At 36.2% G+C, this 15,814-nt stretch carries 14 protein-coding genes and 5 pseudogenes; 15 read left to right on the top strand and 4 right to left on the bottom strand.

Translation table 11 applies throughout. The features are described from left to right. Window positions 1–49: 49 nt before the first annotated feature. A pseudogene (locus ACLKMH_RS17710) lies at window positions 50–1,265 on the bottom strand (pyridoxal phosphate-dependent aminotransferase). Between the two features lie 151 nt (window positions 1,266–1,416). Here ACLKMH_RS17710 and ACLKMH_RS17705 point away from each other — a divergent pair. From ACLKMH_RS17705 to ACLKMH_RS17690, 4 genes and pseudogenes are all read left to right on the top strand, one after another. Then, window positions 1,417–2,333 (top strand): annotated as a pseudogene (locus ACLKMH_RS17705) (LysR family transcriptional regulator). 146 nt (window positions 2,334–2,479) lie between these two features. Beyond that, window positions 2,480–3,727 (top strand): molybdopterin molybdotransferase MoeA, encoded by a 1,248-nt coding sequence (gene moeA / locus ACLKMH_RS17700; protein WP_413699310.1) that lies wholly within the window; start codon window positions 2,480–2,482, stop codon window positions 3,725–3,727. Between the two features lie 87 nt (window positions 3,728–3,814). Beyond that, entirely contained in the window at window positions 3,815–4,867 is a 1,053-nt protein-coding gene (gene aroG, locus ACLKMH_RS17695; protein ID WP_413702390.1) for a 3-deoxy-7-phosphoheptulonate synthase AroG, read from the top strand. Between the two features lie 84 nt (window positions 4,868–4,951). Further along, on the top strand, window positions 4,952–6,349 hold the full coding sequence (locus ACLKMH_RS17690; RefSeq protein ID WP_413699309.1) for a cobyric acid synthase: 1,398 nt from the start codon (window positions 4,952–4,954) through the stop codon (window positions 6,347–6,349). Between the two features lie 57 nt (window positions 6,350–6,406). Here the strand turns inward: ACLKMH_RS17690 and pdxH are convergent, their stop codons facing one another. Continuing rightward, the gene (gene pdxH / locus ACLKMH_RS17685) at window positions 6,407–7,060 is read right to left on the bottom strand and encodes a pyridoxamine 5'-phosphate oxidase (protein ID WP_413699308.1); all 654 of its coding nucleotides are present in this window, start codon (window positions 7,058–7,060) and stop codon (window positions 6,407–6,409) included. A 78-nt stretch (window positions 7,061–7,138) separates the two neighbouring features. On the opposite strand from pdxH, the pseudogene ACLKMH_RS17680 reads away from it, so the two are divergent. The 8 genes and pseudogenes from ACLKMH_RS17680 (at window position 7,139) to ACLKMH_RS17645 (ending at window position 10,991) form a co-directional block, all read left to right on the top strand. Beyond that, window positions 7,139–7,697, top strand: a pseudogene (locus tag ACLKMH_RS17680) (elongation factor P hydroxylase). 18 nt (window positions 7,698–7,715) lie between these two features. Next, window positions 7,716–8,184 (top strand): annotated as a pseudogene (locus ACLKMH_RS17675) (low molecular weight protein-tyrosine-phosphatase). 10 nt (window positions 8,185–8,194) lie between these two features. Further along, window positions 8,195–8,605, top strand: coding sequence for an acyl-CoA thioesterase (locus ACLKMH_RS17670; RefSeq protein WP_413699307.1), 411 nt, complete (start codon window positions 8,195–8,197; stop codon window positions 8,603–8,605). 96 nt (window positions 8,606–8,701) lie between these two features. After that, window positions 8,702–8,992, top strand: a complete 291-nt coding sequence (locus ACLKMH_RS17665; RefSeq protein WP_413699306.1) for a PilZ domain-containing protein — start codon at window positions 8,702–8,704, stop codon at window positions 8,990–8,992. A 129-nt stretch (window positions 8,993–9,121) separates the two neighbouring features. After that, the gene (locus tag ACLKMH_RS17660) at window positions 9,122–9,430 is read left to right on the top strand and encodes a DUF1272 domain-containing protein (RefSeq protein ID WP_413699305.1); all 309 of its coding nucleotides are present in this window, start codon (window positions 9,122–9,124) and stop codon (window positions 9,428–9,430) included. A gap of 18 nt (window positions 9,431–9,448) precedes the next feature. Continuing rightward, complete coding sequence (locus tag ACLKMH_RS17655) at window positions 9,449–9,760, top strand: cupin (protein ID WP_413699304.1); 312 nt, start codon at window positions 9,449–9,451, stop codon at window positions 9,758–9,760. Continuing rightward, complete coding sequence (locus ACLKMH_RS17650) at window positions 9,753–10,280, top strand: AAA family ATPase (RefSeq protein ID WP_413699303.1); 528 nt, start codon at window positions 9,753–9,755, stop codon at window positions 10,278–10,280. Before ACLKMH_RS17655 ends, ACLKMH_RS17650 begins: the two co-directional genes overlap by 8 nt. A 222-nt stretch (window positions 10,281–10,502) precedes the next feature. Further along, on the top strand, window positions 10,503–10,991 hold the full coding sequence (locus ACLKMH_RS17645; protein ID WP_413699302.1) for a hypothetical protein: 489 nt from the start codon (window positions 10,503–10,505) through the stop codon (window positions 10,989–10,991). Between the two features lie 154 nt (window positions 10,992–11,145). Here the strand turns inward: ACLKMH_RS17645 and ACLKMH_RS17640 are convergent, their stop codons facing one another. Both ACLKMH_RS17640 and ACLKMH_RS17635 read right to left on the bottom strand, forming a co-directional pair. Continuing rightward, window positions 11,146–11,553, bottom strand: coding sequence for a DUF4080 domain-containing protein (locus ACLKMH_RS17640; protein WP_413699301.1), 408 nt, complete (start codon window positions 11,551–11,553; stop codon window positions 11,146–11,148). A 211-nt stretch (window positions 11,554–11,764) separates the two neighbouring features. Then, on the bottom strand, window positions 11,765–12,661 hold the full coding sequence (locus ACLKMH_RS17635) for a B12-binding domain-containing radical SAM protein (protein WP_413699300.1): 897 nt from the start codon (window positions 12,659–12,661) through the stop codon (window positions 11,765–11,767). 519 nt (window positions 12,662–13,180) lie between these two features. Here ACLKMH_RS17635 and ACLKMH_RS17630 point away from each other — a divergent pair. From ACLKMH_RS17630 to ACLKMH_RS17620, 3 genes and pseudogenes are all read left to right on the top strand, one after another. Further along, the gene (locus tag ACLKMH_RS17630; protein WP_413699299.1) at window positions 13,181–13,570 is read left to right on the top strand and encodes a PAS domain-containing protein; all 390 of its coding nucleotides are present in this window, start codon (window positions 13,181–13,183) and stop codon (window positions 13,568–13,570) included. Beyond that, the gene (locus tag ACLKMH_RS17625) at window positions 13,528–14,139 is read left to right on the top strand and encodes a PAS domain-containing protein (protein ID WP_413699298.1); all 612 of its coding nucleotides are present in this window, start codon (window positions 13,528–13,530) and stop codon (window positions 14,137–14,139) included. The genes ACLKMH_RS17630 and ACLKMH_RS17625 overlap by 43 nt, the downstream gene beginning before the upstream one ends. After that, window positions 14,069–15,813: pseudogene (locus tag ACLKMH_RS17620) on the top strand (PocR ligand-binding domain-containing protein); the annotation flags it as partial. The gene ACLKMH_RS17625 and the pseudogene ACLKMH_RS17620, both read left to right, overlap by 71 nt. Between the last annotated feature and the right edge of the window lies 1 nt (window position 15,814).

Raw genomic sequence — 15,814 nt, 5'->3', positions numbered from 1 at the left:
TAAAAAAGCGTCGTTATAAATCTAAATGACGACGCTTAATATTTAAAGTCTATTGACGATAATCTTCTAAGAAATGGCCTATTTTACCTATCGCTTTTGTCAGCTCATCCATACGTGGTAAACAAACAATTCGGAAATGATCCGGTGTATGCCAATTAAATCCGGTTCCTTGTACAATTAAAATCTTTTCTTGTATTAACAAATCCATGGCAAAACGTTGATCATCTTTAATATTAAATTTCTTTTGATCAATTTTAGGAAACAGATATAAAGCACCTTTTGGTTTGGTACAACTTAGTCCCGGTATATCATTAATTAATTTCCAAGCTCCCTGTGTTTGGTCGTATAAACGCCCGCCAGGAATGGTTAACTCATTAATACTTTGGTAACCACCAAGCGAGGTTTGAATCGCATGTTGCATGGGTACATTGGCACATAATCGCATACTCGCTAAAATTTCAATGCCGGAAATGTAATCTCGCGCTTGCCTTTTTGCGCCACTGATCATCATCCAACCGACGCGAAAACCACAGACACGATAAGCCTTAGAAAGACCATCAAAGGTGACGATTAGAATATCATCAGCAAGGGTTGCTAGTGGGATATGTTTTGCGTCATCGTAAACAATTTTAGAGTAAATTTCGTCAGAGAAAACAATCAAATTATGTTGACGAGCAAGCTCAACAATTTGTTCTAATAACTCTTTTGAGTAAACCGCACCTGTTGGATTATTAGGATTGATTAAAACGATGCCTTTAGTTTTTGAAGTGATTTTAGACTTAATATCATCAATATCTGGAAACCATTCAGATTGTTCATCACAAACATAATGAACCGCTTTACCACCTGAAAGATTAGTTGCAGCAGTCCAAAGTGGGTAATCTGGAGCTGGAATAAGTAATTCATCACCGTTATTTAATAAGGCTTGTAAAGACATTACAATCAGTTCACTAACGCCATTACCGATATAAATATCATTGGTATCGAGTGATAATAATCCCTTCGCTTGATAATGCTCGCATGACTGATTTACGAGCAGAAAATAATCCTTTACTGTCACAATAACCTTGGCTTTGTGGTAGGTTTTTGATGACATCCATTAATACTTCTTCTGGGGCTTCAAAACCAAATGGGGCGGGGTTACCGATATTTAGCTTTAAGATGCGCTGTCCTTCCTCTTCTAATTTTTGGGCTTGTTTTAAAACTGGCCCACGAATGTCATAACACACATTATCTAATTTGAAGGATCTATTAACGGAATACATGGCAACCTCTGAGAAAGCAAAATATAAGAAACGTAAAACTACCTGATATTGTACAGACTGTGAAGTAAATAAAGGCGACAGCAGCTGATTCTTACTGTTATTATTAGTTTTTTCATCTTATTGGTTAATTAAATTAAACTTAAGGCATTCTATGATTGAAATTAAACACCTGCGTACATTGAATATTTTGAATAATACAGGCGACTTAGTTGAAGTCGCACGGCAGTTGCATCTCACTCAATCTGCCTTGTCTCACCAATTAAAAGAACTAGAAGGGCGTTTAAATTGCTCTTTATTTATCCGCAAGTCTCGACCTATTCGTTTTACTGTCGCTGGTATTCGTTTATTAGATCTTGCAAAACATGTTTTACCTGCAGTCAGTAGTGCAGAGCGAGATTTAGCAAGGTTTGTTTCCGGTGATGCGGGACGTTTGCATATGGCGGTAGAATGTCATTCCTGTTTTCAATGGTTAATGCCTGCCATAGATAGCTTTCGTGATAGCTGGCCAGAGGTGGAACTTGATTTTTCCAGTGGTTTTAGTTTTTTACCATTACCTGCGTTAAAACGTGGTAATTTAGATTTAGTAGTGACTTCTGATCCGAAGCCGATTGAAGGTATTAGTTATATCCCGCTTTTTAGTTATCAACCAATGCTTGCTTTAAGTCGTCATCATCGACTCGCCAATAAAACCTATATTGAAGCAGAGGAACTTGCTCAAGAAACCTTAATTACTTACCCCGTTGAAATTGAGCGATTAGATATTTTTAACCATTTTCTGACGCCCGCCGGTGTTTCACCTGCGAAAGTACGACATGCTGATATGACTTTGATGATGTTGCAGTTAGTTGCAAGTGGCCGTGGTGTGGCTGGATTACCCAACTGGGCACTTTATGAGTATCTAAAAAGGATTATGTTGTCGCCCGAAAATTAGGAAAGGAAGGGGTGTGGAATACGCTTTATGCGACCGTGCGTGAAGAACAAAAAGACTTGGCCTATTTACAGGATTTTATTAAAACAGCAATCAGCAGTTGCTTTAAACATTTACGGGGCATTAAAGGCGTAGAGTGAATAGTTGAATTAATATTCATCAAAATCTGTTTAAATTGCATGCAATCTTGATCCAAAATCTATTTTTAAGGATCTGGATTTGCAGTCATCGCAATAAAGAGTAACAATTCCCGCCTAACTTAGTTAAATCATTGGGAATGAAAGAAATGGGTTGTTGTGATGCAAAAGGTTTAATGCCCCTTGAACAAGCATTATCAAAATTACAAACCTCAGTAAATAATGTCTGTGAATCGATTACTTTGGCGTTATCAGATGGCTTAGGTTTTGCCCTTGCACAGGACATACAATCACCTATTAATGTACCTCCATTTAATAATTCCGCTATGGATGGTTATGCAATGTTGCAAGCTGATTTGCTTGATGCTACACCTGAAACACCGATCACTTTAACCATGGTTGGACGCTCTTTTGCTGGAGCGCCATATTCTGGAGAGTTGAAAAGTGGGCAATGTATTCGCATTATGACAGGTGCTGTGATGCCTAATTGTGCAGACACGATTGTGATGCAAGAAAATACAGTTGCTGAAGGTGATCAGATTCGATTTAGTAAAAAACCTAAATTTGCTGATAATGTTCGCCAAGCTGGTGAAGATTTACAACAGGGACAAACTGTCTTAAAAGCCGGGCATAAATTAACGCCTCGTGATATCCCTTTAATTGCTTCCTTGGGGATTGCTGAAATATGTGTATTTAGAAAGCTGAAAGTAGCTGTGATTTCATCGGGAGATGAACTTACAAATCTCGGGCAACCTCTATCAGAGGGTGATATTTACGATAGTAATCGTTATAGCATAATTGCCTTGTTATCTCGCTTAAATGTTGAAGTGATTGATTTTGGCATTATAGTCGACGATCTTGATTTGATCAGAGAGGCCATTCGAAGTGCCGATGAACAAGCTGATGTGGTAATCACAAGTGGTGGTGTATCAGTTGGCGAAGCTGATTTTATTAAAGATGTGTTAAGCGAATTAGGTGAAATAGGTTTTTGGAAACTCGCTATCAAACCCGGAAAACCCTTTGCCTTTGGTAAACTGCCAAGTAGCGTGTTTTTTGGGTTGCCAGGTAACCCCGTTTCCGCTATGGTCACTTTGTATCAGTTGGCGGTACCTGCGATGGCTATTATGGCGGGCTTAAATACAGCTCCAGCTATTCGTTTTAACGCAGTGACAACAGATAAACTGAAAAAATCACCCGGACGAACTGATTTTCAACGAGCAGTTTATAGTGTCAATAAAGATGGCCAATTGGTTGTCAGTACAACAGGTAGCCAAGGGTCAGGCGTGTTTAGTTCAATGAGCCAATCGAACTGTTTTATCGTCTTAGAACAAGATAGAGGAAATGTAGAGATCGGAGAAACCGTCTCCATTGAACCCTACAGCGCACTAATGGATTAATATCAATACTAAGCGAATATTTTAAGTATTGTGATTTTAAAAAATAAGATTTTAATAAAAAGTAAATAATATAATTTTGGGAATAGAATAATGATTAAAACTGATGACGTACATATCAAAGCAATTAAAGAACTTTTACCACCAATCGCTTTATTAGAAAAGTTTCCTGCAACACAAAGTATTAAAAAAACAGTAGCAGGCTCTCGCGAAGCGATTAGCAAAATTTTAAGTAATAAAGACGATCGTCTTTTAGTAATTATTGGACCTTGTTCAATTCATGATACAGAAGTCGCATTAGATTATGCTTCTAAACTTGCACCATTACGTGAAAAATATAAAGACACGTTAGAAGTAGTAATGCGTGTTTATTTTGAAAAGCCACGTACGACAGTTGGTTGGAAAGGACTAATTAACGATCCTGAATTAAACGGTACTTTTAACATCAATAAAGGATTACGTACAGGTCGTAAATTATTGTTAGATATTAATGCAATGGGATTACCTGCAGCGACAGAGTTCTTGGATATGATCACACCACAATATGTAGGTGACTTAATGACTTGGGGCGCAATTGGCGCTCGTACAACAGAGTCTCAAGTTCATCGTGAATTAGCGTCTGGTATTTCATGTCCTGTTGGTTTTAAAAATGGTACTGATGGTACGATTAAAGTGGCTGTTGATGCGATTGGTGCCGCTAACGCATCGCATCACTTCTTATCTGTAAATAAATTTGGTCACAGTGCGATTGTTGAAACCACTGGTAACCCAGATTGTCATATTATTTTACGTGGCGGTAAAGCACCAAACTACAGTGCTACAGATGTTGTCGCTATTAAAGCCGATTTGAAAAAGTCAGGCCTTGAAGAAACATTAATGATCGATTTCAGCCATGCAAACTCTGAAAAGAAATTTGAAAACCAAATGAAAGTTTGTACTGATGTTTGTGGTCAAATTGCAGGTGGTGATAAAGCAATTTCGGGTGTTATGGTAGAAAGCCATATTATCGAAGGTCGTCAAGATTTAGTCGATGGTAAAGCGACAACCTATGGTCAAAGTATTACTGATGCTTGTATCGGTTGGAATGATACAGAAAGCTTATTATCACAGTTATCGGAAGCCGTTGCTTCACGTCGTGGCTAATAATATGTAAAGTGATAATTTAAGCACTGCATTTGCAGTGCTTTTTTTGCCTGTAATTTATTCATTTTTAACTTTGGTAAGCAAATGACTCAAAAAAATAAACCCATTATGATTTTAGGTTGCACCAGTGATGCTGGAAAGTCGCTGGTAGTGACTGCAATTTGTCGTTTATTAGCTAATCGAGGGCTGAAGGTTGCCCCTTTTAAAGCGCAAAATATGAGTAATAATGCGGCTATTACCTGCGATGGTTTAGAAATGGGGCGAGCTCAATACTTGCAAGCGGTTGCCGCAAAAGTGTTGCCTGATGCTTTAATGAACCCTGTTTTATTAAAACCCAGCGCCGATACACAAAGCCAAGTCATTATTAATGGCAAGGTGAATACTAAAATAAGTCAGTTACCTTGGTTGGAGCGTAAAAACTTACTTTGGCCAGAAGTGCAAAAGTCATTACATCAATTAATTGAGCAATATGATCAAGTTGTCATTGAAGGAGCAGGCAGTCCAGCAGAAATAAATTTGCGCTCAGGTGATATTGTTAATATGTCTGTAGCACTAGAGTGTCAAGCTGATGTTTATCTGGTTTCAGATATTGATCGCGGAGGTTCCTTTGCTCATCTTCTTGGTACTTGGGCTTGCTTAAGTGAAGAAGAACAAAAATTGATAAAAGGCTTTGTGCTTAATAAATTTCGTGGTGATCAAGCGTTATTAGGTAATGCAATGGATTGGCTTGAAGAAAAAACAGGCATCCCTACGGTGGCTATTTTACCCTATTATCGTCACCATCTACCTGAAGAAGACAGCTTTCGTTTAGGCACTCAATGGCAACGTGGAAAAATTAATATTGGCATTTTGTATTATCCCTATGCGTCAAATATGGATGAGTTCGACCCATTAATATATCAAGATGATATTAATTTAGTGCCGATCACTAAGCAGATTGATTTGAGCCATTTTGATGCATTAATCTTACCTGGCAGTAAAAACAGTGGTGCAAGTTTAACTTTCTTAAAAGATTCAGGACTTGATGGTGAAATTAAACAATTTCATGATTCGGGTAAGCTCATTTTAGGGATATGTGGTGGTTTACAGATTCTTGGTGAAGCCATACATGACCCGTTTAATTTAGAGGGCGGTGATCAGAAAGGTTTAGGACTTATTGCACTAAAAACAACATTGCTCGCGGAGAAATCCACCAAACAAACACAGGTAAACTGGCAAGGTGGACAATTGATTGGTTATGAAATACATCATGGAGAAACCATAACTAATAATTTAGTGACGCCTTTTATCGCAGACAACTTAGGCTGGCAATGTGAAAATATTTACACTACTTACCTGCATGGCGTATTTGAAAATAAAGTGTTTTATAACTGGTTTATGGAACAGGTAGGAGGCATGAAAAATGGATTACAATGGACAGAACATCTTGAAGTTGAATTGGATAATTTAGCGAATATGTTTGAGCAACATGGCTGGTTATAAGCTTTTTAAATCGTTGTTAAATCTAATTATTTAACAACGATTATTTTAGATTCACCTTTATGGGTTTAAGCGAGTAATTTTCCAGCTTTGTTGCTCAGGTTGATATATAAACCTATCGTGCAATCTATCGGCCTTGCCTTGCCAAAATTCAATTCTATCGGGTACCACACGATATCCACCCCAAAATTCTGGTAGCGGGATCTCTTGCCCTTTAAATTTTTGTTCAAACATTTTAACTCGTTCTACTAAGGTTTCTCGGCTATCAAGCTCGTCACTCTGATGAGATGCCCAAGCGCCAATCTGACTGCCGCGTCCACGGCTATGAAAGTAATCAGCGGACTCCTGTTCACTAATACGTTCAATACGTCCTTCAATGCGTACCTGACGTTGTAACATATTCCAATGAAATAATAGAGTCGCAAAGGGATTGGCTTCTAATTCCTTGGCTTTACGGCTGTTATAATTAGTGAAAAACACAAACCCTTTTTGATCCACTTCTTTTAACAAAACCATTCGAGAAGAAGGCCGACCTTCCAATGTACAGCTTGAAACGGACATCGACTCAGGTAAAATAATGCCGCTATTTTCAGCTTCTCTTAACCATGCTTTAAAAAAAGCGATGGGATCATCTGTTGTTTGTAAGGCACGATTTTCGATTAATAAACCTTGCCCTAGAGTAAATGCACAGCGAATTTTGTTTAAAAATGACATGGGATCTTCTTCTATAAATTCAATTAGTCTAAGTGTATAATTTAGTGAAAATAATACAACTTAAAATCGGTTTAAACAGTGTCAAATTCACCTTCAACAGTATTTAACTATCAAGATTTAATTAACATTTTTGAGCAAACCTTCTTAGAAAGCCACCAAACTCAATTGGTATGTGGAGACAATGAACCTATCTATTTACCCGCAAATAATGAGCATGCTTTTCATCGTATTATTTTTGCTCATGGATTTTATGCGAGTGCATTACATGAAATAGCCCATTGGTTGGTTGCTGGTGAGAAAAGACGTTTATTAGAAGATTATGGTTATTGGTATGAGCCCGATGGCCGAAATGCTGAGCTAACAGGCTGAATTTGAAAAGGTTGAAGTAGTGCCACAGGCAATTGAATGGGCAATTGCCGTCAGTTGTGGTTTTAAGTTTGATGTTAGTGCGGATAATTTAAGTGGTATTGAAATTGATCGATTAGCCTTCAAACATAAAGTATATCAACAGGTTTTAAGCTATTTAGAAAATGGTTTTTGTATTCGCACCAAGGCATTAATTAATGCATTGGCTTGTTTTTACAAAACACCGCCACTTACTAAAGAGTTGTTTGCTTACCCTGGTATGAAGGTTTAATAAAATAGGAACTCATAAATGAAAAAGGTCCTGATAGTTTGTTTAGGTAATATTTGTCGTTCGCCAAGTGCAGAAGCGGTGTTAAGAGCAATGGCCAAAAAAATGGCGATAGATATTGAAGTTGATTCTGCTGGTACTATAAATTTTCATCAAGGAAATTCACCGGATAGACGAAGTATTGAAGCAGGTAAAGCGCGTGGATATAGTTTTAAAGGCATCACATCTCGTCCAGTCGATGTTGCTGATTTTGACTATTTTGATCTTATTTTAGCGACTTGATGAGCAAAATATTGCAGATCTTAAAACCTTATGCCCGCAACATTTACAGCATAAAATTTCCCTGTTTTTAAATTATGCTGATTCGAGTATGGATAAAAAAGAAATACCTGATCCTTACTACGGCGGTAACAATGGATTTGAACTAGTGCTGGATTTATTGGAAGATGCTTCAATCAAATTATTAAATAAAATAACAGGCCTAACCTAGAGAGAAAACAGTGACCACAAAAATTTTTCATCATCCCGTACAAATTTACTATGAAGATACTGATCACTCTGGTGTGGTATATCATCCTAACTTTTTGAAGTATTTTGAACGCGCCCGTGAACATGTGATCGATAGCGATCGTTTAGATAAACTTTGGCGAGAAAAAGGGCTTGGCTTTGCGGTTTATAAAGCCAATATGACTTTTCAAGATGGTGTCGAATTTGCTGAGGTATGTGATATTCGTACAAGCTTCAAATTAGATGGAAAATATAAAACCATATGGCGTCAAGAAGTTTGGCGTCCTGGCGCTAATAGGGTCGCCGTTATTGGTGATATTGAAATGGTATGTTTAGACAAATCAAAGCGCTTACAACCTTTGCCAGATGAGATCCTTTCTTACTTAAGAGAAAATAATGTTTAAACTCGCAAAGTATTTAAAAATTCGCAAAATAAACTTGCGTGATTGACATGTTTAATCCATTTTTATGGTATTAAAATTAATTATCTTGGAGAGGTTATGTTTTTTACTCAGAATGATAAGCGCTCATTTCATCGTATGGAGCTAGAACTACCAATTGAAATAACTAAAGGTTCGGTTGTTGTCAAAGGTATTTGTAAGGATTTAAGTAGTACAGGTATGTTGATAACATTCAATGATGCAAGTCTGCAAGAAGGTGATCAGGTGCATATTAAACTTGATACGGAAGATGAGCGCTTTCCACCACTTGATGCAGATGCAACATTATTACGTGTAGATGCTCAAGATATTGGATTTAGTGTCGCTGTGAATTTTCTTTCCTTGAAATAAATAATATTTATTTTTCTTCATACGAATCTATGATGTCTTTAAAGCCTCGATAAAATGCGAGGCTTTATTTTGTTAACGCTATAACTTACTTCGTCTTTTTATGTTGTATTTTCTATTAAGGATTTAAGCATGCTCGCACTACGACCTAATTGCGAATGTTGTGATAAAGACTTGCAAGCAGATTCATCCGAAGCAATGATTTGCAGTTATGAATGCACTTTCTGTCAAACCTGTGTGCAGGATATATTAGAAAATGTTTGTCCTAATTGTGGTGGTGGGTTTGTAAATCGACCTATCCGCCCTAAGAACGCGAGGCGAGATGGAGTGAGTTTAATGTTTCATCCTGCTTCGACAAAAAGAGTAAACACTAAATATTCTGTACAAATGTTAAAAGCATTTGTTGCAGACATTAAAAACATTAAACCACAGGATCGGTAACGAGTATAATATCAAGATATGAAAATAATCAGAGCTAAAAGCTTCACTGCAGATAGTGCATGGGGAGCAAAAGACATTGCTAATATGAATGGTATTACAACACGTCTTCACTGGACAGATCAGCCTTATCATTGGCATATCAATGATGGCGAAGAGGTTTTTGTTGTATTAGATGGTGTAGTCAAAATGCTTTACAAAGAAGCTGGCATTGAGCAATCGACCTTGCTTAATTCGGGGGATATTTTTTACGCCTCGGTGGGAACAGAACATGTTGCACATCCGCAGGGTGAAGCTCGTATTTTGGTGATTGAATCAGAAGGCAGTGAATGATCTTTTAATTAGGAAGGAATACTTTATCAAAGCAGTTGATAAGATAAATTATGGAAAAGTAGTTTTACTTGTGGGGAAAGTTGCCTGTGGAAAAACGACTTTTGCTAGACAAATGCAACATCATTCAGGCGTTATCTTTTTATCCTTGGATGAGTTACAGCTAGATATTTTTGGTCGTTATCCAACTCGAGAAGAGCTTGATAACAGTTATTCAGGGTGTTTTGAATATCAAAAGCGCCTCGCTCATAAATTAGTTACAAATGGACTGACTGTCTATTTAGATTGGGGTTTTTGGAAAAGGTCTTCACGTATTGCTTTAAGAAAATTTTTTGAAGACGAGGGAATTTCAGTTGAGCAATACTATTTTGATATTCCGTTACATGTTCGTATCAAAAGAAATCAAAAACGGAATAACAGTGAAGATGCTCATTCATTCAAGATTGAAGAAAAAGATATTGCATTTTTTGATAGTTTCTTTGAACAACCAGAGGAGTATGAAAACGATAAAGTGTTTAAATGATAAAAATGCTAACAAACAAGATGAGCTGTTGTATCTCGATTAATAGCGGGTATACAAGTAATGTAAATTATTGTGTTTTTTAAAATGGTTAGATAGCCTAACTGTGTTAATAAGAGTGAGTTTAATGAAAACAAGATCCAAAAAAACAAATCTAAGAATAAAGTCATCACGCCAGAAATCACTGCCGATTTTTATGTTGTCTCTCCCAAGAAATTTTTAATTATGTTTTTAGGCACTATGGGTGTCTATGGCTTGTATTGGTTTTATAAGAATTGGGCAAATTATAAAATTGCCTCCGGAGATAATATATGGCCTGCAGTGCGTGCTTTTTTCTCAATCTTTTTTGGCCCAATTTTATTTAAAAATATTGCCAGTAAACATATCATTCAATCAGAGGAATTAACCAAAACAGTTAATATGATTGGTACTGTTTATGTTTTTGCTTATGTTGCTAGTAAAGCTGGTGATAGGTTAGCGGCAATGAATATTGGCTCACCATTTACTATTTTTATGAGCTTCATGTTAATGCCGGTGATGTGTTGGTGTTTATATCAGGCTCAGTTAATTGTAAACAGGGTTTGTAATGATGCTAATGGTGAGAGTAATGACAAGTTAACTTTACATAATTATTTATGGTTAGCTTTAGGCCTTTGTTATTGGGTATTTGAGATCCTATTTGCACGCTACCAGTTTCTATCTGAATACGCTTAATGTTTATTATTTAAGTATTAAAGGCTCTGCCACTTTGTAAATGACAGAGCTTTTTTATGTTAGGTATTATTGCATATGTTGTTTTTGCCTTTGTAATAATTTACTTGGTCTATTATTTGTTTGTTTTTTCTGTCCAGCATATAAGTTGAGAGTATTAAAAATGCTTTTTAAACCCGCGTACCTTGTAATCTAATTCAATTTTAATTAAAACCATTGAATGTTTTTCTGGGAATAGGGCTTCAACCGATTGTGATAATAATTCGAATAAACGTTTAAGATTAATTCTATGTGTTTGCCCTGTTTCTTCAAATAACCAGTTACAAATTGCCATGAATTCATCAAAGGGATTATAATTCAATAACACGTTTAAAGTATGCTTAAAGCGTCCAGAATTTCCTATCATATCCCAGTAACGCGCAAAACGATTGACCAGTTGCATGGTCGCAAAGTCTATTCGATCGGTGCTTAAAATATTAAAGGGAGGTAAGGGGTTAAAACGTAAATCAAAGTTTTCGGTATGCCTAATAATAGGGCTTCCCTTAAGACGTTTTAAAATTCCCATTTGTATTTCATGTGGCTTGCAGGCATAAAGTTGATCAAAACTATCTTTAAAAGCCTCGAAGGTTTCACCTGGCAGGCCAAATATTAAATCAGCATGAATATGCGCCGTGGTATTTTCTCTTAACCAAATTAAATTTTGTTTAGACTTAGCGTTATTCTGTTTACGACTAATATTTTCTTGAACGGTTTGGTCAAAGGTTTGAATACCAATTTCAAATTGCAGCTGTGTTTTCAGGGAATTTTGCGAGTATTTCTTTTAATTTTCTTGGTAAATGATCTGGAACCACTTCAAAATGTAAATAAAGATCATCGGTCATTCTGTCTAAGAAAAACTGCATTATCTGAATCGAAGTATTAATATCTAAATTAAAGGTTCTATCTATGAATTTAAAATTTCGAGCGCCTCGTTGATAGAGAGTTTCCATTTCCTGTAAGAATACAGTTAATTCGTATGGATTTGCTTTAGTATCTAAAGATGATAAACAAAACTCACATTTAAAAGGGCAACCACGCGAAGCTTCAACATATAATAAGCGATTTTTTAAATCTTCATCGCTGTAATACTGATAAGGCATTTCTAGGTTTTTCAGTTCGACAGGTTTAGATTTAATGACTTTATTTACAGGCGCATTTTTGCTGAGGATATCTTTGCACAGTTCATAAAAACTAATTTCTGCTTCACCCGTCAAAACATAATCGGAGGTTTTCACAATTGCCTGTGATTCTGATTCATAGCTGACCTCTGGCCCACCAAGTACAATTTTAACCTCTGGGGCGATAACTTTTAATAAGCTGACCACATTGGTGGTTTCAACGATATTCCAGATATAAACACCAAAACCAACTATTGTTGGTTTGCTTGCTAAAATTTGTTCAACGATATCAATCGCACGCGTCTGAATAACAAATTCTTTTACTTCGCAACAGGGTTGTAACTCTTTCAAATTGCCATAAAGGTAACGTAAACCTAAACTGGCATGCATGTATTTAGAGTTAAGTGTTGCTAGCAGGATTTTATGTGATGAAAGATCAGCAACAAAAGGCTTTTCTTGTTCATTTAAATCGGTGCGTAGAATTGTTAATTCATTATTGAATTGTTGAATAGACATTGAGGTTCTTAATCGTAGATAAATATATGCACGTCATAATACAGTAATTGATGATTATATTCAGCGCTTGATTTTTTAAACTAGCTGAGCCAGCAACTTACAATAAATATGTTCAGTTATTCTTTATTCGAATAAAGTGTCAGCTTAGTTTAGATGTCTTTGTACCTCTTCAAGTTACTTCATTAAACGATTGACTGAATTTTATGTGAAATGATTCGTAAATGTTCGTTTTAAGCCTTTTTTTAATCTAAATAAATTTTAAACACTCAGAAATGAACTACATTTAATGTTAAATAGCTAAAAAATCAGATGTAAGAGAGTATTTTATCCTCCAATGAAAATAGCACTGCTGTAATAAATGGCTTAATCACTTTTAATAATAACATGGATATACTTGATGCAATCGGGCTCCCGTAAAGTACTTTTTTGTTTTGCTCTATAATTCTTATCATTATAGCTGTTGCTAATTACACATTTAATATAACTGCTCTCCTTATTCTTGGCGCTATTATCATTGCTTTGTTATTAGCTAATAAAGCTCGAAAAAAGAAACATATTAGTTTATCGGGGCAAGAAAATGTCAGACTAAGCGCAACCTTAAACGCTATCTGTGATGCTATTATCACAACTGACACTAATGAAATTGTCACTTATCTTAACCCCGTTGCAAGCCAGCTGACAAGTTGGTCCTCAAAAGAAGCGATCGGAAAACCTTTAACAGACGTTTTTAATATTATTCATAAGCATTCTAGAGAGCCTGTTCAGAATTCAGCAAAAGACGTTTTAAAAACAGGTGAGAACGTTGCTTTGTTAGCTAATACTGTGCTTATTTGCAAAGATGGAAACGAATATGAAATTTCAAATTCTTGTTCCCTATTTTTGCTCCTTCTGGGGAAATTAGTGGTGTAGTACTGGCTTTTCGGGATACTACTGAAGAGTTTCGAGCCGCTGAAGAATTATTATCAAGTCAGACATTGATAAAGACCTTATTGAATAACTTACCAAATTTAATCTGGTTAAAAGATAAAAATGGTGTTTTTATTGCTTGTAATGAAAACTTTTCACGAATGTATGCTGGAGGTACTCCAGAAGATATTCTTGGCAAAACAGATTATGATTTCACAGATAAGGAACATGCTGATTTTTTCCGACAAAAAGACCTACAGGCACTAGTTGCAGGAAAAGCGACACGCAATGAAGAGTGGCTTACTTTTGCTAGTGATGGGCATTGTGAACTGGTCGAAACAATAAAAACGCCTATGTCTGATAATAATGGAGATTTAATTGGTGTATTAGGTATTGCATCAGATATCACTAAGGATAGGGAGTCCTTTGCACAACTCCGGAGTAGTGAGTTAAGGCTTAAAGAAGCACAGATTTACGCAAAAATAGGTTATTGGGAGCTTTATGCAGATTCTAGAAACTACCACTTGGTCTCCTCAAATGTATGCATTATTTGGACTCCCAGGAGAATCTAGAGCAGGGCCAGAACTATTACGCCTAATTATGAATGATGCCGATTTTCCAGATTTTTCCTCGTCAATTAAAAAATGCTTTGAGACAGGTGATGAACTCCACGTTGAATATCGTATTACTAGAAAGTGTGATGGAAAGGAACGTTGGATAGAGTGTAAAGGAAAATTAGAATATGATAGTGAAGAAGAAGAAAACAAAATTTCTGGCTTTATTCAAGATATTACTGATAGGAAAAACGCAGAGGAAGCATTAAAACAGAGTAAAGCAACCGTTAGTAATAAGCTAAAAGCAATTTTAGAGCCTGATACCGAATTTAATGAATTAGAGCTATCAGATATAATTGATATAGAATCGCTTAAATCACTCATGGAAGACTTCTATCATTTGACAGGCATGTTAGGTGCTATTGTCGATACCAAAGGAAATACATTAATATCTGTTGGCCCACAGGATATTTGTGCAAACTTTCATCGTATCAACCCAGAGACTCGTAAAAACTGCTTTGAAAGCGATACTATCCTGTCAAAGGGAGCTAAGCCGGGAGAATTTAAAAGATATCGTTGTAAAAATAATATGTGGGATATGGCCACTCCAATTATTATCGGGGATAAGCATCTCGGCAATGTTTTCATCGGTCAATTTTTTTATAAAGATGAACTTCCCGACATAGCGCTGTTTAAAACGCAAGCTAGTAAATATAGTTTTGATGAAGACATGTACCTAAATGCACTAGATAAAGTCCCTCGCTTTACTCAAGATGAAGTAACTAAAGCAATGCATTTCTATGCAAAATTGACCAGTATTATTTCAGCATCAAGTTTGAGTGCAATAAAACAAGCAAAATTATTGGCTGAGCGAGAAGTAACCTTAGAAAAATTACAGCTTTCGTCGAGAGTATTTAGTGATACTCATGAGGGCATAATCATCACTGACGCGACGCAAAAAATTATTGATGTTAATCCTGCATTTACTCAAATTACAGGCTATCAGCAGGAAGATATTATTGGAAAAGTCCCTTCAGTTTTAAATTCAGGTAAACAAACGCCTAGGTTTTATGAGGAAATGTGGAAATCAATCGCCAAACAAGATTACTGGCACGGCGAGATCTGGAACCAAACAAAACAGGGTAAAGCCTATGCAGAGTTACTCACAATCTCTTCCATAAAAAATAATAAAAATGAAGTAACAAACTATATTGGTGTATTTTCCGATATAACTACGAGTAAACAATACCAGGAACAACTTAACTTAATGGCTCACTATGATGGGCTCACTAAATTGCCTAATCGAGCTTTATTTGTAGAGCGTTTCAATCAATCCATTGCCAACAGTATGCGCACAGGGCATCAATTTGTTGTTTGTTTTCTTGATTTGGATGATTTTAAGCCGGTTAATGATAACTATGGCCATGAAGTTGGTGATCATTTATTAATTGAAGTTGCTTCCCGTATAGTAAGTAATATTAGAGAAGGAGATACCGTATCACGGCAGGGGGAGATGAGTTTGCGATTTTACTTAATGATATTGAATCAGTTTTGCAATATGAAACCACGATAGAAGGTATTCATCAAGCATTGGCAGAGCCTTATGTTATTGATGGTATTTTACATAATATCACCGCTTCTAGTGGGGTGACCTTGTACCCTTCAGATGATGAGGATATAGATACTCTATTAC

This window comes from Psychromonas sp. KJ10-10 (assembly GCF_047323245.1).
Lineage (GTDB): Bacteria > Pseudomonadota > Gammaproteobacteria > Enterobacterales > Psychromonadaceae > Psychromonas.
Note: the sequence above shows the minus strand (reverse complement) of the source record. Positions and strands in the feature narration are given on the sequence as shown.

Coding starts and splice junctions, on each gene's coding strand:
- moeA (WP_413699310.1), top strand. CDS start 2,480: ATGGGTTGTTGTGATGCAAAAGGTTTAATGCCCCTTGAACAAGCATTA.
- ACLKMH_RS17645 (WP_413699302.1), top strand. CDS start 10,503: ATGTTTTTAGGCACTATGGGTGTCTATGGCTTGTATTGGTTTTATAAG.
- ACLKMH_RS17690 (WP_413699309.1), top strand. CDS start 4,952: ATGACTCAAAAAAATAAACCCATTATGATTTTAGGTTGCACCAGTGAT.
- ACLKMH_RS17655 (WP_413699304.1), top strand. CDS start 9,449: ATGAAAATAATCAGAGCTAAAAGCTTCACTGCAGATAGTGCATGGGGA.
- pdxH (WP_413699308.1), bottom strand. CDS start 7,060: ATGTCATTTTTAAACAAAATTCGCTGTGCATTTACTCTAGGGCAAGGT.
- ACLKMH_RS17640 (WP_413699301.1), bottom strand. CDS start 11,553: ATGGGAATTTTAAAACGTCTTAAGGGAAGCCCTATTATTAGGCATACC.
- ACLKMH_RS17665 (WP_413699306.1), top strand. CDS start 8,702: ATGTTTTTTACTCAGAATGATAAGCGCTCATTTCATCGTATGGAGCTA.
- ACLKMH_RS17635 (WP_413699300.1), bottom strand. CDS start 12,661: ATGTCTATTCAACAATTCAATAATGAATTAACAATTCTACGCACCGAT.
- ACLKMH_RS17660 (WP_413699305.1), top strand. CDS start 9,122: ATGCTCGCACTACGACCTAATTGCGAATGTTGTGATAAAGACTTGCAA.